Raw genomic sequence first — 19694 nt, forward strand, 5'->3', positions numbered from 1 at the left:
TGCATCACATTTACGGATTAGCCTGGACGGGAGCGGGCTGCATTAACAAGGTTGAAATCTCTGTGGACGGAGGGGAGAATTGGAACCCCGCCGTTGTTCAACCTGGGCTGGAAGACGCGTACAGTTGGCTGCATTGGAACTATACATGGTTCGCGAATCAGAAAGGGGAATACACGATAATGTCGAGAGCGACGGATTCATCCGGATTCGTTCAACCGGCAAAAGCAAGATGGAATAGAAAGGGATATGGATATAACGCCTATTCCACCGTACATGTCAAGGTAGAGTAAGAATTGGACACCGTGAGGGTATCATCCTTGTGGGATAAACACAGGTCAAGCTGTAAGGTTAGATTTTTAACTTGATAGGAGTATGATGTCCAATTGGACCCTTCAATCCCAACGTCACTTCCCCCCAATAAAATGATCGACATGATCAGGCACGGGCTCCGAAAATCAAGAGTCCCGAAAAAAATCGTCGTTGCAGGTGCAGGCTTGGCAGGGCTTGTCGCAGCTTCCTTGCTGAAGGAGGCGGGTCATAACGTAAAAATTATTGAGGCGGACAATCGGGTCGGAGGACGCATCTACACTTTGCGGGCCCCGTTTACAAATGGATTGTATCTGGAAGCAGGAGTCATGCGCATACCCGAATCACATGATTTAGTCATGGAGTATATTCGGAAATTCGATCTGCCGCTTCAACCGTTTGTTAACGAAACGCCAAATGACATCCTGTATGTGAACGGGATTAAAACAATGCTGTCCAGTTATCATCGTCAGCCGGATATACTTCAATACCCGGTCGCCCCTCACGAAAGGGGGAAAACCGCTCAGCAATTGCTCGATATGGCGGTACAGCCCATCCTTGATTTTATAAATCAAGACCCGATTCGCAATTGGCCTTTGGTAGAGAAATATTTCGATCGCTATTCGATGTATACTTTTTTGAAATATCATCGTCATCGCTTCGGAACCGGACTATCCGAAGGGGCTATCGAAATGATCGGAGTACTTCTCGGCATGGAAGGATTGATGGGACAATCTTTCCTGGGAACTTTGCGATTTTTTATGCCAATGCGACAGCGCTTGTACGAGATTGTAGGAGGCAGCGATCTGCTGCCACGGGCATTCCTTCCGAAATTGCAAGAAGACATCCTGTTCCAGCGGAGAATGACCAAGATGGTTCAACATTCGGACGGAGTGACGATCCAAGCGGTTGATGAGAAAACATTGGATGTCTATCGCATTTCTGGCGACCTTGCGATAGTATCCATTCCATTTCCAGTTCTGAAACTCGTCGAAGTAGAACCGCGACATTCGTTCTCGCACCGCAAATGGAAAGCGATTCGAGAGCTGCACTATACGACTGCTACGAAAATCGGGCTGGAATTCAAAAGCAGGTTCTGGGAAAGAGCCGGCCAATATGGGGGCAGAACGATAACGGACCTGCCCATCCGGTTCACGTATTATCCCAGCCATGGAATCGGCAAACCGGGACCTGCTGTTATTTTGGCAAGTTATACCATGGGGGACGATGTTATGCCGTGGGACGGACTATCGAACGAAGAGCGTATTCGGTATGCCTTACTTCACCTTAAAGCGATCCATGGGGATCAAGTTTATCGAGAATTTGTGAGAGGCTTTTCCGTTAGCTGGGCTCAAAATCCGTTTTCTTGCGGTGGTTGGGCGATGTTCAACCCGGGTCAGCAAACGGAGCTGCACCCATTTGTTGCCACCCCCGAAGGACGCGTTCACTTCGCCGGAGAACATACAAGCCTTACCCACGGGTGGATGCAAGGGGCGATTGAGTCTGGCATTCGGGTTGCTGTTGAAGTGAACGATTTGCCAAGATCCCGGTAGGTACTATGGCGTGAACCGGAGACGTTCCCTCTCGGGGAGTAAGTACGATTTTAACTGTTCAGCTTGGAAATAGCGGCTTTTTTCCTTGACCACTTATACTGCGTTACGCCATACCGGATCTCGAGCTTCATTTCGTTAAAGTTCCGCGTTTCAGCCGAATCACGGCGACCAGCAGCAACACTAGAGGAAGAAGCAACATATGAACAAGCGCATAGGAAAACCAAATTTTCGGGGCAAATTCCAGGAAGAAAGTACGACCATAATTACGCCCAACGGCATGGTTATGGGTTTATAGCTTCTTAACTCACAAGTTTGAGCGAGACCTAACGCAGAGATATAAAAGGTGATTGTCGTTTTTATATAAATGGACAAAAACCAAGCCCCGGCCAACAGCACTTCCACACGTTCCAAAAAATGACCGATACTTATTTTTTTGGCCAGTACAAAGGAAGGATAGAGGTTTCTTGCCGTAAAATCAATGCCAAGAACAAGTATACATAAAGCGGTTAACAGGATTAAAATGACTCCGCCTACGGAAGCCCCCCATACAAGAGAGGCTGTAAATTTTTCAGGGCGGTTGAGAAAAGGGACAAGCATGAGAAAACAAACGAATTCCTGTAAGCTGGAAAATTGCTAAAACCCCGTCGATGTCAATGCGTTCAATTCTATCGCGAACTTCTTGAACTACTTTTTCATTCGCTATTCCGTTTATGTACATGATGGCTACATCGGTTTTAGTCACTTTTCCAACTCGAACTGTTTCTAGCCAAAGATTGGGGTCCTTAATTCTCCGGCGGATTAGAGCGGTATTGGTCCGAAGGGTTTCGGAAAAAGCTTCTCTCGGCCCGCGTACAACCGTCTGAGCGGAGGGCTCGGTGACGCCTCTGTCTTTCCAGCCTCTGGAACTTGCCGTGATCCCGCGGGAAATACCGTCGAGAAGTATAGTAGCGTCGCCGGATAAGAGGGAGCCGAACAAACTCTCAAAGTCGGAGACTTCTTTTATGTCGCCGATAGTGAGAGCGTAATCCTTTAAAACATGGAACATATGCGGATTATTAGAAACAAGTGAAGGTAAGAGTCCGTTTGGAAAACTGTTTTTTTCAAGGCCCAGCACCCCCATGCGTTGAGTTTATAGTCATTCCTTACCTTAAATTTATTTCCAATCTATATTGAAATAAACACTTAATGAATAAAATCGGACCCCCATCGCGTAAAGGATTAAAAAGACACGAATTTTTGAAAGGGATGACTGGGTAATAAAAAAAAGAACAGGGGATCGTTGCACCTGTTCTTTCCAGTGTGGAAGTTGCGCCGCAGCCGTTAATCTCCAAATGCTTTCATAGCGGAAAAGAAACGGTTAATCGCCATCGATGCGGCGCCTACGGCTGAGGAATTCATGCCTAACTTTGCGTAAACGACGTTCATTTTATCGCGATGGAACGAGAGGCTTTGCGAATTCAGCGTTTCGCGTACGGAATCCGCAATCCATTCGGATGCCAGCGACATGCGATTGCCGATCACGATGAGCCCGGGGTTAAACACATTCACCAGATTCGTAATGCCGACCCCCAGCCAATGTCCCGTGTTTGCGAATAATTCCATAACGAGGCGGTTTCCCCGCTTGGCCAGATGCAGCAAAGTGTTTAAGTTGATTTTGTCGATCGCATCGGCGACCTGAATTTTCTCGTCAACGAGTTGGAGGGATTTCGCTTGTTGAAGGACCGCCTTCTCCGAGGCAAACGTTTCCCAGCACCCTCGGCTGCCGCACCCGCACAGGGGCCCGTCCTGCGCCAGGGTCATATGCCCGACTTCGCCGGAAAAGCCGGAAACTCCCCGATACAAGGCATCATTCAAAATAATTCCCGCGCCGATCCCGATTCCTACGCTGAGGTAAATCATATTCGAGACGGAGCGTCCGGCGCCGAATTCCTTCTCGCCCAAAGCTCCGACGTTCGCTTCGTTATCAATGGCGATCGGCAGGTTGAATTCCTGCTGAAGCATGTTCTGGAGGGGAACGTCGGTCCATCCCAGATTGGGGGCGGACAGTATATTTCCTTGATCGTCGACAAGACCCGGCACGCCGACACCGATTCCAATAATGCCGTAGGGAGACGCGGGTGTTTTTTTGATGAGCGAATGAATGCATTTCTTGAGTTTCTCCGTTACGGTCTCCACGCTCAAATCGGTCATTTCGATTTTTTTCTCCTTTACGACGGTACCGCCTAAATCGGTGACCATGGCCAACATATAATTGACGCCGAGATCCACGCCCAGTGCGTAGCCTGCTCGCTGGTTAAACAGCAGCATCATCGGTTTCCTTCCGCCGCTGGATTCGCCGAGCCCGATCTCGGTGACAAAATGGCTTTCGATCAATTCGTTGACAAGGGAAGATACCGTCGTTTTATTCAATCCGGTTTTAACGGAAATATCCGCCCTGGAAATCGGAAAATGATGACGTATCGTATCGAGCACAAGGGCTTTGTTCATTTTTTTCATCAACTGCAAATCGCCGGTGATCTTCATGGTATCCTCCAAAGGCCGCTATTTGGTTCTTTTTTCTTTATCATAACATGGATTATAAAAAATAAAAGATTAACTTACTTTGTTTGCTAGACAAACAAAGTTTCCGATGCTAATATGAGATTGGGCCATTATTCCAGCATAGGGAGGAATCGATATGAGTTATTTCAATACGGTGGGCAAGATCCCGTACGAGGGGAAAGATTCCAAAAATCCGTTGGCGTTTAAACATTACAACAAATCGGAAATCGTGCTTGGCCAAACGCAAGAGGAGCATCTTCGTTTTGCCGTAGCCTATTGGCACACCTTGACAGGCGGGGGCAGCGACCCGTTTGGTGCGGATACGGCTATCCGTCCCTGGGCCGATTACACCGGGCTGGATTTGGCCAAGGTACGTGTCGAGGCCGCCTTTGAATTTTTTGAGAAGATTGACACTCCTTATTTTTGCTTCCATGACCGGGACGTTGCGCCTGAAGGGGATTCACTGAAAGAAACGAATCGCAATCTGGATGTGATCGTGGCGTCCATAAAAGAGCATATGAAAGGAAGCGGCGTGAAGCTGCTGTGGAATACGGCTAATATGTTTACGAACCCGCGATTCGTCCATGGCGCGGCAACGACCTCCAATGCGGACGTGTACGCGTATGCGGCTGCCCAGGTGAAAAAGGGGCTGGAAACGGCGGTAGAGCTGGGCGCGGAAAATTATGTGTTCTGGGGTGGACGCGAAGGATACGAATCGCTCCTTAACACGGATTTGGAGCTCGAGCTGGACAATTTGGCGAGATTTTATCATATGGCGGTCGCTTATGCGAAAGAAATCGGGTTTACGGGGCAATTTTTGATCGAACCGAAGCCGAAGGAGCCGACAAAGCACCAATATGATTTTGATGCGGCGACCACGATTGCATTTCTGCAAAAATACGGTCTGCAGGATCATTTCAAGCTGAATCTCGAAGCCAATCACGCAACGCTGGCCGGACACACCTTCGAGCATGAACTGCGTGTGGCCCGCTTGCACGGGATGCTCGGTTCCATCGACGCGAACCAGGGTGATTTGCTGCTTGGCTGGGATACGGATGAATTCCCGACCGATCTGTATGCGGTTACTCTCGCGATGTACGAGATTTTGAAAAACGGAGGCCTCGGATCAGGCGGCGTGAACTTCGACGCGAAGGTCAGAAGATCGTCGTTCGAGCCGGAAGACTTGTTCCACGCGCATATCGCGGGGATGGATACGTTCGCCAAAGGGTTGAAAGTGGCCGCCAAACTGATGGAGGACCGTTTTTTTGAGAACATTACGGAGGACCGTTACAGCAGCTTCAAGAGCGGCATCGGCCTGGACATCGTGTCGGGCAAAGCGGATTTCCGCCAATTGGAGCAATATGCGCTCGGAAATCAAACGATAAGCAACAAATCCGGCAGGCTTGAACGGATCAAAGCCGAGCTGAACGAGTACATTTTTTCCGTATAAATCGGGCGAAGGACCGGTTCCGTAGGAGGATGGAGCATGAAATACGTCATAGGGATTGATTTGGGCACCGGCTCGGTTAAGGCACTTCTGGTAGACCAAGAAGGGAAGGTTCGCTGCGAGTCGTCGCGAAGCTATCCGCTGCTGCACGAACAGCCCGGGTTTAGCGAACAGGAGCCGGAGGCATGGGTTGATCAAACCGTGGAATGTTTGCGCGCGTTGGTGCGGGAGTCGGGAGTGGAGCCCAAGGAAATCGAAGGAATTAGTTTCTCGGGACAAATGCATGGTCTGGTTTTGCTGGATGAGCAAGGGAACGTCCTTCGGCCTGCTATTTTATGGAATGACACGAGAACGACGGCGCAGTGCAGGGCCATTGAAAGCAAGCTTGGACCCAAGCTGTATCAAATAACGAAAAATGCCGCATTGGAAGGCTTTACGCTTCCGAAAATCATTTGGGTTCAGGAGCATGAACCGGAGGTGTGGGGCAAAGCGGCGGTGTTCCTGCTTCCCAAAGATTATTTGCGTTATCGCCTTACAGGCAAGCTGCATATGGATATTTCCGATGCGGCCGGCACGCTGCTGCTCGATGTGATGCGGAAGCAATGGAGCCGGGAAATTTGCGATACTTTCGGCATCGACATGAGCCTGTGTCCGCCGCTTGCGGAATCGCTGGATTTCGTCGGCTGCTTGCTTCCGGAAATCGCGAGCCGGACGGGGCTTGCGCCGGATACGAAAGTGTATGCGGGAGGGGCCGATAATGCTTGCGGCGCGGTCGGGGCCGGTATTTTGAGGAAGGGCGACGCTCTGTGCAGCATTGGGACCTCGGGTGTCATTTTATCCTATGAGGATCGGGAGAAAGATTTTACAGGGAATATCCATTTCTTTAATCACTCGCAGCCGGACGGTTATTATGCGATGGGCGTCACGCTTGCGGCGGGATACAGCCTGGATTGGCTCAAGAAAACGATTGCAGCCGGGGAAAGCTATGAAGACTTTTTATCGAAGGTTTCCGAGGCGCCGGCCGGTGCGGGAGGGCTGCTGTTTACGCCGTATCTCGTCGGGGAGCGAACGCCTCATGCGGATTCCGTGATCAGGGGCAGCTTTATCGGGCTGGACGGCTCGCAGCGGCGCGAGCACTTGGTTCGGGCCGTGATGGAGGGAATTACCTTCTCTTTGCATGAGTCTGTCGAGCTGTTTAGAGGAGCGGGAGTTGAAGTAGGGAAGATTGTCTCCATCGGCGGCGGGGCAAAAAATGACGTCTGGTTGCAAATGCAGGCCGATATTTTCCAAGCTCCGGTCGTGAAGCTGAACAACGAGCAGGGCCCCGCGTTAGGAGCGGCCATGCTTGCCGCGGTCGGCTGCGGCTGGTTCGACAGCATCGCGGAGTGCGCAGACCGGTTCGTCGGCTATGACCGGCAATTCGAACCGGACCCGAAGCGCGCGGCGGTGTATCGGGACTTGTTCGGAATTTATCAATCGATTTACACAAGCACCCGGGACTTGAATCGGAGATTACAGGCATATAGATAATCGGCACAAGCTGGAAGGCAGGCGAAATTTCATTCGGCCTGCCTTCCAGCTTACGCCGAGCCCGTTAGCCCCGGCGTTGTAAATCTCCAGAAGCAGGTCGTCTATGCAATTAATTTAGATAAAAAATACAAAATACATCGCGTAAAATTATATCGCGGGGTTAAAAACTTTGTGTCACTAATAAGAGTAAGTAAGCCTCTTTGGTAATTACATCAATACATGTTCACAAAACCCGTATTTTGTACATATGTCTATGAATTGGTTCTAGTCTTAGAACTACTAACTACTCACTTTCTTTTCCGGTTTCCGATTCCAATCAATAATTCAGGTTAATTCTAAAGGATTATTTTCCTAAATTGTCGTCGTCTTGGGATCCTTGTGCACTAGTGATCAAGTAATCCCTTTCCTTAAATTTCCGTTTATCTGCAAATTGTTCAAATTTCGTAGCATCTTGTAAGGAAAGACTTTTGGGAAGTCGTTCACTTAACCATACCTCCCCATTTCATCTTAGCACAAAACATTTAAATCTTTTCCTTCCAGGGGTCCCGCAAGCCTTCGGATGTGACCGGCTTAGCGTTTTTTCTTACTCTAAGCAAATAAATTTTGTTGAAGTAGTTTATCGAAGAACTTCGCGGATATAACCTCGTGCTAATTTTATGGGTACTTGATCCAGATCTCTGCGGATGTGTATCCGTACTCCCTTTTAATTATTTACTGAGCGAGATTTGGTGATAAGAATCGTTTGTTATTTGCATGGTCGTGGTATAGAGATATTCAAACCTCTTTCTTCCAGTATTTCCGCTACATCTCGATAACTCAAACTATATTCCAAATACCATCTAACCGTTAACAAGATAATTCCTGCCTCATAATGTTTCCATTTAAACAAATTGGATGTCGTTTCCATATTTGTTTGGCCCCACCCCACATTTTCAGTTCAGCCTCAAATACGCGAACGGCGTGAACTTTGTCGATCATGACGCAGACTGGGGAGGACGGTACATCCTCTTGAAACACAATTGCTTTTTCCTCCCATTTCGGCATATACCTTGAAGCGGCTTCTTGGGCAACGGACCGGAGATCGACCGGATTTGAGGGAATGGCCGCTTTCAAATCGCTCTCCGCCACAGCCAGACGGTGAATGTCCTCCACCAGAAAAACGAGCCGCTCTACCTCGTGGTAACATTTATCGAGCGTTTCGGGCTTTGCGGAGAGGACGCCGTCTTTCATTGCTTCCATATAGCCGCGTACCGTGGAAAGCGGATTTCTGAGCTCGTGGGCTACGTCCGCCACAAGGCTTCGCCGGAGCTGTTCGATCCTCTCAAGCTGCTTGCCCATTTGGTTGAATGAACGAGCCAAATCGCCGATTTCGTCGTTCGATCGAATCTCTGCCCGCACGGTATAATCCCCGCTCGCGACTCGCTCAGTCAGCTTCCGCATCCCGGACAAGGGGCGGACGATCGAACGGATGAACAGCCAGTTAATCCCAATGGAGAGGGGAACGATGACTAGACTGGTATATAGAAAATAACGCCCCGTAGCCGATCGGAACATGAGGAAATTTTGGTACACCATCAAGCGGTTTTCTTCTATCAGTTGAAGCGTGTACTGACTAAATCCGATGCTGATTCCGGCTGCCAGCAAAATTAAGACTAGCGCGTTAAGCGCCAGGAGCTTGTAAATGAGTTTGATTTTCACCGTTTACCCTTCCTTTAACCGGTAGCCGATGCTCCGGACGGTTTCAATGAGATCGAATCCGGGATCGGTATCACGGATCTTTTGCCGGATATTGCCGATATGCACATCCACGATGCGGTCGACAACATCTTTATCGCCCAGCGGATACAGCACGTTCAGCAAATGCTCGCGGGTACAGACTTTTCCTTGCATTTTGAGCAAGGTGATGACGATTTGCGCTTCCTGGTACGTGAATTGCAGGGGCGCTTTCTTCCAATAAAACCGATGGCTTTCGGAATCGTATGACAAATTCGCGTTATTGTTCACAATGAGCCCCGAAGCTTTCCGCTCCGACGTACGCATCCGGCGTAGAATTGCCTGCATCCGGGCGACGAGTTCTCTCGGGCTGAACGGTTTGCACAAGTAATCGTCGGCTCCGCGTTCGAAACCCCGGATTTTGTCCTCTTCCTCGATTTTGGCCGTAAGCATGACTATAGGCGCGCTGCTGATTTTGCGAATTTCCCAGCATGCCGTAGTGCCGTCCATGAAAGGCATCATAATATCCAGAATGATGAAAGATGGAGCCTCAGTTTTCACCAGTTCAACAGCTCGCTGCCCGTCGCTCGCGGCAAGCACTCGGCAGTTCAGTGCCCCAAAGTATTCCTGCAAAAACGAGACGAGCGAAGCATCATCGTCCGCAATCAGAATAGGACCTTCAAGCTGCAGCTTGTCCATCGGAACATCACCTCCACGGCTATCATTTTATCATACATGATGCTTTCGTGTTCTTTATATGATCTTTACAATTCTCCGTTACATTGGTCAAGAGCCCGGTCTTACGTTGGCTAAAAACTTTTTCAGAGAGGCGATGAGTGAATGATGGTAAACAAAATGATAAAACCTGTACTTTTTGCCGGAATGGTACTTTCCGCTATTCAACCGGCGATTATTTTTGCTGCTGATAACAATCCGGCTTCGATCCCGGCTGCGGGAAACAACACCGCTGCGGCAATCCGCCCCTTTGACGGCGAGATTATCAATAACTCGTTGGCCGTAAGTCCCGACGAGCAAACTGCGGTTGTCTCGGATAGTCGTCAGCCATGGATTCGAGTCTATGATCTTGCCAAAGGAACTTTGCGTAAGGAGATCAGCGGCTTTGTCACACCAAGAAACATTATTTTCATTAACGGCGGTTCGCAGTTTGTTGTTTCGGATAGCACAATGGGCACCCTGCGATTTTACAACACGGAAGACCTGGCATTGAAGGATGAAGTTGCGGTAGGTCAAGGCGCATTTGGAACTGATGTCACCGCGGACGGAAATACCATGTATGTCAACAATGAAGCCAAAAGTACAGTAACGGTTGTGGATCTCGGGCAGCATAAGACGACCGCTGTCATTCCGGGATTCTCCCAACCTCGTCAAGGGATAAAAGTATCTCCCGACGGTCGTTATGTGTTTGTTACTAACTTCAAGGGAGACAAGGTATCGGTTGTGGATGTCAAAACCAATGCAATCGTCCATGAGATCTCCGGATTCTCGATGATTCGAGCGATTTCAATATCCGCCGATGGCTCTACCATGTATGCGGCAAACAGCGGGCGTAATAGTATTGCCATCGTGGACATCTCGCAAGGCAAAATCATTGGCGAGGTAAAGGTTGGGCGCGATCCTTACGGCGCATCCCTTTCTCCTGATGGAAAGGTCCTTTTTGCCAGCAACAAGTTGGATAATACCATTAATATAATCAGCACCTCCGACAACAGCATCATCGGGACCATTAAAGGATTTTCAGAGCCCCGGCAAGCGATCAGCTTCAGCAAGGATGGAAACTTTGCTTATGTCCTTAATCGCGATCTCTCCATTTCTCGAGTGGATGCGAAGGCCGGTATGATTCTCGATACTGTAAGCGATAAAGATCATACTTATTATGATGTCAAGGTCAATGTTAAAGGCAATCCGATTCAAAGTGAAGAGTATCCTTATTATAAATCCAAAGCCGACATCATTTATGTTCCCGTACGTTTCGTTTCAGAGGCTTTGGGTGCAACAGTGGAATGGAACAATGATTTTCAAACCACTCAAATCAACTACAACGGTAAAATCAATTCAGTTAACGTAGGAGGTAAAACCGCATTGGCAGGCGATCAACAGATCCAACTCGATGGTCCGGTTGAAAAAAGCGGGGAACGCACCTTTGTTCCGTTAAGCTTTATTTCGAAAGTCTTGGGAGCTAGCGTAAAGTGGGATAATCCAAGCAGAACAGTAAATATTACGCCGGTTAAGTAATGATATAAAACGAAGCGGTTGTGGTGCAAAAATAATAAAACGATTGTCATATTTGTAGTTTGTAAGAAAATTTATGCAATTAATCCGAACAATTTATGGATCCATTCAACATCAGAAAGAACAGGTGATATTTCAACCTGTTCTTTCCGTAGCATATGAAAAGCTTCAATTCCCGTGTCGGATCGACAGTTGTTCCGCTGAAGATCACTCGACCTCTGGAATGGAATCAGACTTCTTCCGGCAAATAATAGTTCTCTGGCTCTTCCCTGCCACTTGGCGGAGCTTAGAAATTATGAAAATCGATTTGTGAAAGCAACTTACCCATCGATTTGCTTTTTTTGGTTAATACACTTTTTTAAAGGAAGGTTTCCATTCTGACAAAATATTTCAGCTGATATAGCTAGTATAGAATGTTTTTTGTTATAAGAAACGGCTTCGACCATATAAACTACGTCACCTTCAACAAAAGCCACCAATACGCTTGGCGGCTTTCATCGGAACTTGAGTTTAATGAGCATTGTTTTTTCATAATTTAATGCTTTTTAATACCACGGACTAACGCCCCTGAAACTCAATGTCTCAGAGGCGCTACACTTCCTTTATATTTCAATTATCTCGAAGGTTTGAAATCAAACACTAGATTCAAATATCGTTGGCTGTCGCTAATTCGGACTCCGTACCGCCAGTGTTTAGTACGCTTCTAGGCTCCACCAACATGATATGGCATTCCTTTTCAGCAGAAGGCTTCATCTCGACTCCCCTCGGGACGATAAACATCTCACCCTTGGAAATTTTCACCTGACCATCACGAAAATCAATGATCATTTCCCCTTCGATCGTCATAAATACCTTATCTGTCTCTTCATGAACGTGCCATTCATACTCCCCTGCAATCTTAACGAGCTTAAATTGATGGTCATTTATTTGTCCAATGACTTTAGGAGACCATTGATCGTTGAATTTAGATAGCTTCTCATTCAGATTAATAGCTTGGTAATAGATAGTAATCCCTCCCTATTTTTTCGACAAGGAACCTGTTATATTTTGCAAAGCGTATTGGATAGCTAATGGGCCGCCGGTAATAGCGGAACTATCCATTAAATAGACATTGCCTTTCTTTACGGCATTCATAGCATTCCATACATTACTTTGATTGAATTCATTCATTAATTTATCCTTTTTCGTAATGTCGCCTATAAGGAAAATATGGTCTGCTTGGATAGTGGAAATGACTTCAAACGTAGTAAATTTATTATTATCCCCTTTAAATGTATGATCTGGTTTAAGCCCCAGTCCCTTTTCCTTATCAAACGCAAGCGTATAGACAGGATTGCCTTCACCTAGAACATTAAAGGTTTTTCCATCCCAAGACAATATAAGCGCTACTGACTCTCCTTGCATCGACTTTAAGGCTTCGCGCCCCGTTGCGATTTCTTTCATCATGTTAGCAATTACTTTTTCCGCTTCGTCTTCTTTTCCAATAATCTCGGCTACTGTGCGGAGTCCATATTGCCAATTGTCATAGATGCTCTTGGAGTTTAACGTAATGACTGGCGCAATCTTTTCCATTGATTCACGAAATTTTTCATGATATTCTGTCGCTAAAATAATATCAGGCTGAACTGATAAAATTTTTTCAATATTCGGAGACGTTTTTTCTCCTAATTCTTCAGTTGAATCCATCTTCCCTTTTAAATAAGCTAAAGTAGATAGATACTCCTTTTCAGTAGAAGCAGCCGGCGGCTCACCTAATGCAGCTAATATTTCAGGATAAAAATACCATAGTCCGGCTATTTTTCCGGGTTTTTTCTTGATAACAATGTCTTTGCCTATGGCATCCTTAAATGTTCTTGGCCAAGCAGTTGAATTTGCATTGACTGCTGAAGCAGAGGCGCCATTTGTAGTTGATCCTTTGTTTTTAGCAGGCGCGTCATTGCAACCTGCCAGTATGCCTGCTAATAATAGCATTGAGATTAGCAGGCCTTTCATCTTTCGCATACCCTATTCCTCCAACCTATTGTTTTCTTCGGCCTGCCATTAGTATAGTGAAGTCATTTTTAGATTAGAATGGATGCCTGTTGAAATTAGCATGGATTATTGATGAACTTCTCTCGATATTCAGTTGGAGAAATACCCGATTGTTTCTTGAACGCTCTACTAAAATAAAAGGGGTCAGCAATGCCAACCGTTTGCGCAATTTGTTGTACAGGCGCTTTACTTGTAAATAGCATTTCTTGCGCCATGCGAATACGATATTTTAATAAATATTCTGCCGGCCCCATACCTGCATGTATTCTAAATACATAAGAAAGTCGATTTCGGTTAACGTTATATTGTTCTGCAAGCGATGCCACTGTAAGGCTTTGATAATAGTATTCATGAATATAATTACATACCCGCTCGAATAAAGTATGGGATTCACAGCTATTTTGCCTGTTAGCAACACATAATAAGGTTTCATTCAGTACATCGCGAAATAGCATTTCGGTCTGAAACTTCGAAATGCCTCCCCGCTGATTATACACATGCCAAAGACGCGTAATTAATTCGATAAGACGAGGAGATTGTCCGGTTAATAGTTCAAAATGCTGATGAGAAAAGCTTGACTCTTCCAGTTTCGAGTCACATATCCGGTACAACACAAGAATATATTCCCAGTCGGTTCTGCCGAACGTTTTTTGATCTAGTTTCATATTTGCACCCCCGTGCACAACTTTTCCTGGCGAAAAGATATAGGGCGTGCCATTAAATTGAAATTGGATCTTCCCTGTAAGTGGAAACACAAATCCAGGAAAAGAATCTGTATAGTCAGCATAAGGCACACCTGGATCTTTAGCATATCTATATACTCCTTCTACTTGAAAAGGAATGTATGCAAAATGCTCCGCTAACTGATTCACGTCGATTTTCATATTTCGTACCTCATTTCATTAGTAATGCCAGTTAACCTGAGATTGATCGTTATGCACCCTGTGCAGCTCTTGACCACAAGCAGTACTTACGATTCAACAAGCCATTGTCCGAATCTCCTCCTTTAACTTGGCTGTGTAATCAATAATCTGCCGCTGGAATGAGGAAATTGACAAGAGGACTCTCGTCTATTTCAGACTATTGATAACGATTATCATTGTCAAGCCCACTTAAGTTTAAGTATAAAAAAACAGCTCGATGCGATTCACGATGGACAACAAAAAAACACCAACGTCGTTCACGGTGGTTTAGTCTGTTTAGTTATTTAAAATTAACTTTAGTAATCGCATGCTATTCAAAATGACGATGAGCGCGGCTCCCGTGTCGCTAATGGCCGCAATCCATAACGTAAGCAAATCCGGGAAAATCAAGATCAGCGCCGCAGCGCGTTCCGGCTAAGTTTAACGGTATGGGGCAGTTTTTCTAAATTATCCGCCATTAACACCATATCGGCCGTTTCCATAGTGCCAGTCCCCCCCATCGCAATCCCTAGATTAGCGATTGCAAGTGCCGGTGCATCATTGATGCCATCCCCCCGAGGCAACTCGGAGGTTTATTGGTCCTTGTGATGAGCTGCCGCTCGTCGTTACTCGGGAGAACGGCTCCTTGGCGTAAGGGCCTCCACGTCGCACCTTGCTACCTTATCGGGAATAATAGTATGTTATGCAACCAACTTTGCTTCACGTAAAAATTGAAGCAAAAGTGGTTGCATAACAAAAAAGCCTTGATTTACAAGGCATTTTAGTTTAATGCACTTGCAGTAACTTTGTGTATAGCCAGTCATATAGTTCAAGTCCTGGACTGCTGCTGTTTTATTGAACAAACATTCCCAGCTGAAACGTAATGTTCAAAGTGATTAAGTTTTTTGCCGATTAACTTTTTTAACGCATTCTAATTCAGGGAGACAAGATAGTCGGCAAGTTTATCGAAAGTACCCTCAAGATCTTGTTGAAGCATTGGAGCCATACCGTTGTAGGTTTCTTGTTCCTCAGCGGAAGCGTTCACAGGCCAACCTTTCAGTTTTAAAACAGTTTTACCTTCGTCATCTTCTAGCGTTATGATATTCATAATTTCAAGAGGCCAGCTCACGCTAAAAGGCGCTCGGACCGTATTGCCTTGCTCATCGGAAAAGGATTGGATATAGGCCACTTTCTCAGGTTCGACAACCTCTTGGTATGCAAATTTTCTCCACATAACCAGATTTCCGTCAGGAGACGTCTGAAAACCTAAAAACTCGCCACCTGATCGAGCGTCCATTTTAACGACTTCGAGGGTGAACCCCTTTGGTCCCCACCATTTCGCGAAATGTCCGAGCTCTGTCCACGCTTTAAATACGAGTTCGCGAGGGGCATCGAATACACGTGTAAATGCAATTTCGAACGATTGATTCAGATTGTTATCCATGAAAATCCTCCTTGTTTTTTGAAGGGAACTATTCCCCTACTTTGCTACAGAGTGCTTGATGCCTGAACCAGAAGATCGGCCATGAGATCGTAATCGGGTGTATCCTCTTTACGGACTTTTAGCCGTTTTGGAAAGAGTTAGAGACTGAACGAAGATTTTCACGTTCTCTTGTATGAACTGATCGAGACTCATATCAGGATAATCGTTACCAGCTTCCAAATCGTTAATGAACGCGCCATATTGAGCCATTAAGAATGTAAACGCCTGCATGTTGGGGTTCGTACAGGCTATTTTTCCTTTTTCGCACATCGTTATAAAGTAATCTGTCAAATACATCAACAGTTGGCGAGGATGGAAATAATCCCCCTCCCACTGTAAGATTCCTACAAGTATTTTACCATGATGTGTCCATCTTTTGGGATTATTTAACTCTTTTTTTAAATCAAATGTCGGGCTGAGTTAGATTGAATATAGTTCGATATTGCCCTCTTTCAAAGCATTACGTTGTTCTTGAAGCCGTCGGATTTCATCTCGCAGACGTTCGATAGTTTCATAGATCTTGCACTGTACCCGCTGCAATCTTCAATGCGCTAAATGTTGTTTCACCTCGCACATGAGCGGCGCTGCTTCTTTCTATCGCAGACACCTCATCCGGTATCCTAGTGTACGTTAGCGATAGAAGTCAACCATATCTCCAAACAGCCGTTTGATAAATTCAAGCTCGCTTTCGTTGTATCTTTCCAAAAATTCATACATTCTTTGCTTTTCCTTCGTATGGAGCTCATCATGAGCAGCAAATAGCTTTTTGCCGACAGGCGTTAGCCGAAAATACACTTCCTTTTTGTTATCGTTGAGTTGGGCTTTTCGCACCCAACCTGCCTTTAGCAATTTATTTGCGATCTTGGAGGTATTCCCTTTGCTTAAATTCATCCTTTCCGCGATGGAAGTGACATTGATCGGCTCCTGCTCTCCGATGCACGCAATGGTGTGCAGTTCCGTCATGTTCAATCTGAATTCCGGTTCGATATGCTTCCGGATATCCTCGAGGTATGTTGCAGTTATTCGGGTTTCATATTGCTCTTTTTGCTGAAGAAACTGAACGAAAAACTCATGAATTGCGGTTTTGTTTTTATTGGCAGTATCCATGGTTATGCTGGCTCCTCGACTCATTTGTTTCATTATAGCATAGATTATTTTCTGAGAAACAAACGGGCATGCTCATATCGGGGTTGACAGGATAAGGAGTGACCCAGTACAATAAAATTGTTTCATATGAAACAATAATTATATATTATTTTTATTTCAACCTTTTTTATAAGGATTAAAAAGAGTTCACATGAAACAATAATTGATAAAGGAGGTTCTGCCGGAAACACTTATCCACTTTTCAAGAGAAGATTTATAAATATGGAAATGGAGCATACTTGCTTATGGAAATCGTGAATCCAAAGACATTGACGGATAAGGTTACATCTGTAATTTCTCATGTCGTGGTAACTACTGCCTCTAAATTAGCCTTCATCTCAGGTCAGGTTTCTGTAGATGAAACAGGAGCATTGGTCGGTTCAGGGGACTATTACGCGCAAGCGATTCAAGTGTTCACCAATCTAAAGTATGCATTGGAAGCCGCGCGAGCGGAGCCATCGTACATTGCAAAAATGAATATATTTGTGGTAAACCACAACCCGGAATTGATTTCGATTATTTTTGACGCCGGATTTCATGTGTTTGGCCCTAACTGGCCGAAGACAGCAAGTACCTATATAGGCGTTCAAGCACTAGCCGATCCTGAATGGCTTATCGAAATAGACGCTATCGTGATCTTCCCATAATGTTTTAAGAAAAGAGGTTATTTATATGAAATATGATGTCATCCTTATCGGTGGCGGACCTGTCGGTATGATGTTGGCTGGAGAATTGGCATTAGCCGGTGTAAAGGTCTGCGTCATTGAGCGATTAAAAGAGACAACTCCATATTCACGTGCGCTTACAGTACATCCACGAACCCTTGAAATATTAGATATGCGTGGAGTGAAATCAAAATTAATCAGTAAAGGCCGCTTACTTTCAGGAGGGCATTTTGCCGGATTAGAAACTCCTTTGGATTTCTCGGTGTTGGATTCATCTTCCAATCACACTCTCTTTTTACCGCAGAGTGAGACGGAGAAGGTGCTGGAGGAATGGGCTCTTAGCCTTGGCGCAGAGGTCTGGAGAGAGGTTGAGGCTCTATCTGTGCATCAGGATGAGGATGGGGTCGACGTTAAGATCGCGGGACCTAATGGAGAAACAACGTTAAGATCTGCTTATGTGGTAGGTACGGACGGAGCCAGAAGTTTGGTTCGCAAACATGCAAATATATCATTTGAAGGTACAGACGCGACCTTCACGGCTATTCTGGGGGATGCCGTTCTATCTGATTTGGCTCCTATGAGTGTCATATCCCGGATTACAGAAAAAGGTTTGGTCAGCATCATGCCGATCAATGATCATATGTATCGGGTCTTAATTATCGATATGGAGAGACGTAACATCTCTAAGGATGAGACCGTTACATTTGAAGAGTTTCGTTCATCGATCATCCGTACAACCGGAAGCGACCTGGGATTGAACGATGTGAAATGGATGTCCCGTTTCGGAAATGCGACGCGGCAAGCGGGACGCTATCGGAATGGTCGATTGTTTTTGGCGGGAGATTCGGCGCACATTCATTTTCCGGCTGGTGGACAGGGAATGAACGTCGGCTTACAAGAAGCGATGAACTTAGGCTGGAAGCTTGCAGGAGCAATCAAAGGCTGGGCTCCGGACTGGCTATTGGACAGTTATCATACCGAACGTTTCCCATGGAATACGGCCTTGCTCCGGAATACCGAGGTCCAAACCCTGCTTCTGGACGTGACTCCTCCCATCACGGAACTGCGAAGGATGCTGGCTAGGCTTATTCAAATACCGGAGGCTAATTATCAAATCGCCGCACAAGTTTCCGCAATTGATGTACATTATGCTCCAGACGCCGAAGCGCCTCCCCATCCTTTAAACGGCAAACGTTTCAAGGATCTAAGCTTAAAGCTGAAAGACGGGCAATGGATTAACTCCTATCCGTTCCTACACAAAGGTACTTTTCTTCTGTTGCACTTCCATTTTAATGAACAGAATAGCGGTCAATGGGAAACGTATAGCAATCTTCAAGTTGTACATGCATCTTTGGCTGAGGCAGACGCGGATTGGAACGACGTCCACACGGCACTTATTCGGCCGGATGGACATATTGCCTGGGCGATTTCTCTATCAGATCCGAATCCAATGCAAACAATAAATGAAGGAATCACTCGCTGGTGCGGACACATTACGGATTAGTAATTCGTTTGAGGTGTGTAACCGCCTCCCCCTTACCCAGCTAAGGCAAGACTGTCCTTTACATCAATGGAATCAAGTTCTTGTCCTCAGGTTGGGATAAAACTTGATTCCTTAAATCCCCCTGCGTTATGGCTATCTTAGTTTTGTAGACGGGCATCTTCGTAGCCATTCTCATCGGTAATTGTCTAACGACAGAACTTTGTAATATTAGCCTCGTGTTATTCCCTCAATAAGTTCTAAATCAATTTTTAGTTGCCTTCTTAGCATGAGCGCAAACGACTCCGAGTATTTCTCCAGTACTTTATGTGGTTGATTGCTTTATCGCGGTTTTCAAAATAAATAATTGCTTTGATATTATCGGAAGACGCTTCAAAAATTTTATCTAACGCATTCGGCTTTCGGAAACATGATCCCGACCTTAATCCAGGTTGTACGAATGTCCCTTGAAACGGTTCTTTAATACGAGATTAGCCGGTCGCGCCGGACCGTAGCTGCCGCAAGTAGCCGGCGCGTATGACCAGGAAGTACGCGATCTGAATGATCGCGAACGCGCTCAACACGATTGTCGACTCCTTGACGAGCGTAAAATTGAACATGCCCTGCAGCGCCGTCGGTGCCACCGC

General features: G+C 46.0%; 16 protein-coding genes and 4 pseudogenes. 7 read left to right on the top strand and 13 right to left on the bottom strand.

All coding sequences use genetic code 11. The features are described from left to right. Positions 1-290, top strand: a pseudogene (locus PEH01S_RS22465) (sulfite oxidase); the annotation flags it as partial. A 132-nt stretch (positions 291-422) separates the two neighbouring features. Then, on the top strand, positions 423-1859 hold the full coding sequence (locus PEH01S_RS22470) for a flavin monoamine oxidase family protein (protein WP_127488173.1): 1437 nt from the start codon (positions 423-425) through the stop codon (positions 1857-1859). A gap of 180 nt (positions 1860-2039) precedes the next feature. On the opposite strand, the gene PEH01S_RS36200 is transcribed toward PEH01S_RS22470, so the two are convergent. The 3 genes and pseudogenes from PEH01S_RS36200 to PEH01S_RS22485 form a co-directional block, all read right to left on the bottom strand. Then, positions 2040-2456: a GerAB/ArcD/ProY family transporter gene (locus tag PEH01S_RS36200; protein WP_127488119.1), complete on the bottom strand. Its 417-nt coding sequence runs from the start codon at positions 2454-2456 to the stop codon at positions 2040-2042. A gap of 37 nt (positions 2457-2493) precedes the next feature. Beyond that, positions 2494-2895: pseudogene (locus tag PEH01S_RS35535) on the bottom strand (spore germination protein); the annotation flags it as partial. A 284-nt stretch (positions 2896-3179) separates the two neighbouring features. Further along, on the bottom strand, positions 3180-4382 hold the full coding sequence (locus PEH01S_RS22485) for an ROK family transcriptional regulator (RefSeq protein ID WP_127488123.1): 1203 nt from the start codon (positions 4380-4382) through the stop codon (positions 3180-3182). 154 nt (positions 4383-4536) lie between these two features. Here PEH01S_RS22485 and xylA point away from each other — a divergent pair, with 154 nt between their 5' ends. Both xylA and xylB read left to right on the top strand, forming a co-directional pair. After that, on the top strand, positions 4537-5850 hold the full coding sequence (gene xylA, locus PEH01S_RS22490) for a xylose isomerase (RefSeq protein WP_127488125.1): 1314 nt from the start codon (positions 4537-4539) through the stop codon (positions 5848-5850). A gap of 36 nt (positions 5851-5886) precedes the next feature. Continuing rightward, a complete protein-coding gene (xylB, locus tag PEH01S_RS22495; protein ID WP_127488127.1) occupies positions 5887-7377 on the top strand; it encodes a xylulokinase in 1491 nt (496 codons plus the stop codon). A gap of 766 nt (positions 7378-8143) precedes the next feature. On the opposite strand, the pseudogene PEH01S_RS22500 reads toward xylB, so the two are convergent. The 3 genes and pseudogenes from PEH01S_RS22500 to PEH01S_RS22510 all read right to left on the bottom strand — a co-directional run. Further along, a pseudogene (locus PEH01S_RS22500) lies at positions 8144-8284 on the bottom strand (IS6 family transposase); the annotation flags it as partial. Further along, positions 8224-9075: a HAMP domain-containing protein gene (locus PEH01S_RS22505; protein ID WP_127488129.1), complete on the bottom strand. Its 852-nt coding sequence runs from the start codon at positions 9073-9075 to the stop codon at positions 8224-8226. The pseudogene PEH01S_RS22500 and the gene PEH01S_RS22505, both read right to left, overlap by 61 nt. A 3-nt stretch (positions 9076-9078) precedes the next feature. After that, positions 9079-9789 (bottom strand): response regulator transcription factor, encoded by a 711-nt coding sequence (locus PEH01S_RS22510; RefSeq protein ID WP_025845564.1) that lies wholly within the window; start codon positions 9787-9789, stop codon positions 9079-9081. 141 nt (positions 9790-9930) lie between these two features. Between PEH01S_RS22510 and PEH01S_RS22515 the strand changes: the two genes are divergently transcribed. After that, positions 9931-11343, top strand: a complete 1413-nt coding sequence (locus PEH01S_RS22515; RefSeq protein WP_127488131.1) for a stalk domain-containing protein — start codon at positions 9931-9933, stop codon at positions 11341-11343. Positions 11344-11985: 642 nt separating this feature from the next. Here PEH01S_RS22515 and PEH01S_RS22520 read toward each other — a convergent pair. The 6 genes and pseudogenes from PEH01S_RS22520 to PEH01S_RS22545 form a co-directional block, all read right to left on the bottom strand. Further along, a complete protein-coding gene (locus tag PEH01S_RS22520; protein WP_127488134.1) occupies positions 11986-12345 on the bottom strand; it encodes a cupin domain-containing protein in 360 nt (119 codons plus the stop codon). A gap of 12 nt (positions 12346-12357) precedes the next feature. Next, the gene (locus PEH01S_RS22525) at positions 12358-13341 is read right to left on the bottom strand and encodes an ABC transporter substrate-binding protein (protein ID WP_127488135.1); all 984 of its coding nucleotides are present in this window, start codon (positions 13339-13341) and stop codon (positions 12358-12360) included. Positions 13342-13427: 86 nt separating this feature from the next. Further along, complete coding sequence (locus PEH01S_RS22530) at positions 13428-14255, bottom strand: helix-turn-helix transcriptional regulator (protein ID WP_025845560.1); 828 nt, start codon at positions 14253-14255, stop codon at positions 13428-13430. A gap of 315 nt (positions 14256-14570) precedes the next feature. Then, positions 14571-14848, bottom strand: a pseudogene (locus PEH01S_RS22535) (heavy metal translocating P-type ATPase); the annotation flags it as partial. Between the two features lie 356 nt (positions 14849-15204). Further along, positions 15205-15717 (bottom strand): SRPBCC domain-containing protein, encoded by a 513-nt coding sequence (locus PEH01S_RS22540; protein ID WP_025845558.1) that lies wholly within the window; start codon positions 15715-15717, stop codon positions 15205-15207. A gap of 669 nt (positions 15718-16386) precedes the next feature. After that, entirely contained in the window at positions 16387-16863 is a 477-nt protein-coding gene (locus tag PEH01S_RS22545) for a MarR family transcriptional regulator (protein WP_025845557.1), read from the bottom strand. 284 nt (positions 16864-17147) lie between these two features. Between PEH01S_RS22545 and PEH01S_RS22550 the strand changes: the two genes are divergently transcribed. After that, a complete protein-coding gene (locus PEH01S_RS22550) occupies positions 17148-17549 on the top strand; it encodes a RidA family protein (protein ID WP_127488137.1) in 402 nt (133 codons plus the stop codon). Between the two features lie 25 nt (positions 17550-17574). Continuing rightward, positions 17575-19071 (top strand): monooxygenase, encoded by a 1497-nt coding sequence (locus PEH01S_RS22555; protein ID WP_127488139.1) that lies wholly within the window; start codon positions 17575-17577, stop codon positions 19069-19071. A gap of 467 nt (positions 19072-19538) precedes the next feature. Here the strand turns inward: PEH01S_RS22555 and PEH01S_RS35870 are convergent, their stop codons facing one another. Then, positions 19539-19667 carry a hypothetical protein gene (locus PEH01S_RS35870; protein ID WP_281281517.1) on the bottom strand — a complete coding sequence of 43 codons (129 nt, stop codon included), beginning with the start codon at positions 19665-19667 and terminating at the stop codon, positions 19539-19541. Positions 19668-19694 lie beyond the last annotated feature (27 nt).

Source organism: Paenibacillus ehimensis NBRC 15659 (assembly GCF_004000785.1).
Classification (GTDB): domain Bacteria; phylum Bacillota; class Bacilli; order Paenibacillales; family NBRC-103111; genus Paenibacillus_G; species Paenibacillus_G ehimensis.

What these genes read in the sequence shown, in the direction of transcription:
- PEH01S_RS22470 (WP_127488173.1), top strand. Translation starts at nt 423, where the DNA reads ATGATCGACATGATCAGGCACGGGCTCCGAAAATCAAGAGTCCCGAAA.
- PEH01S_RS36200 (WP_127488119.1), bottom strand. Translation starts at nt 2,456, where the DNA reads ATGCTTGTCCCTTTTCTCAACCGCCCTGAAAAATTTACAGCCTCTCTT.
- PEH01S_RS22485 (WP_127488123.1), bottom strand. Translation starts at nt 4,382, where the DNA reads ATGAAGATCACCGGCGATTTGCAGTTGATGAAAAAAATGAACAAAGCC.
- xylA (WP_127488125.1), top strand. Translation starts at nt 4,537, where the DNA reads ATGAGTTATTTCAATACGGTGGGCAAGATCCCGTACGAGGGGAAAGAT.
- xylB (WP_127488127.1), top strand. Translation starts at nt 5,887, where the DNA reads ATGAAATACGTCATAGGGATTGATTTGGGCACCGGCTCGGTTAAGGCA.
- PEH01S_RS22510 (WP_025845564.1), bottom strand. Translation starts at nt 9,789, where the DNA reads ATGGACAAGCTGCAGCTTGAAGGTCCTATTCTGATTGCGGACGATGAT.
- PEH01S_RS22515 (WP_127488131.1), top strand. Translation starts at nt 9,931, where the DNA reads ATGATGGTAAACAAAATGATAAAACCTGTACTTTTTGCCGGAATGGTA.
- PEH01S_RS22525 (WP_127488135.1), bottom strand. Translation starts at nt 13,341, where the DNA reads ATGCGAAAGATGAAAGGCCTGCTAATCTCAATGCTATTATTAGCAGGC.
- PEH01S_RS22530 (WP_025845560.1), bottom strand. Translation starts at nt 14,255, where the DNA reads ATGAAAATCGACGTGAATCAGTTAGCGGAGCATTTTGCATACATTCCT.
- PEH01S_RS22540 (WP_025845558.1), bottom strand. Translation starts at nt 15,717, where the DNA reads ATGGATAACAATCTGAATCAATCGTTCGAAATTGCATTTACACGTGTA.
- PEH01S_RS22545 (WP_025845557.1), bottom strand. Translation starts at nt 16,863, where the DNA reads ATGGATACTGCCAATAAAAACAAAACCGCAATTCATGAGTTTTTCGTT.
- PEH01S_RS22550 (WP_127488137.1), top strand. Translation starts at nt 17,148, where the DNA reads ATGGAAATCGTGAATCCAAAGACATTGACGGATAAGGTTACATCTGTA.
- PEH01S_RS22555 (WP_127488139.1), top strand. Translation starts at nt 17,575, where the DNA reads ATGAAATATGATGTCATCCTTATCGGTGGCGGACCTGTCGGTATGATG.
- PEH01S_RS35870 (WP_281281517.1), bottom strand. Translation starts at nt 19,667, where the DNA reads ATGTTCAATTTTACGCTCGTCAAGGAGTCGACAATCGTGTTGAGCGCG.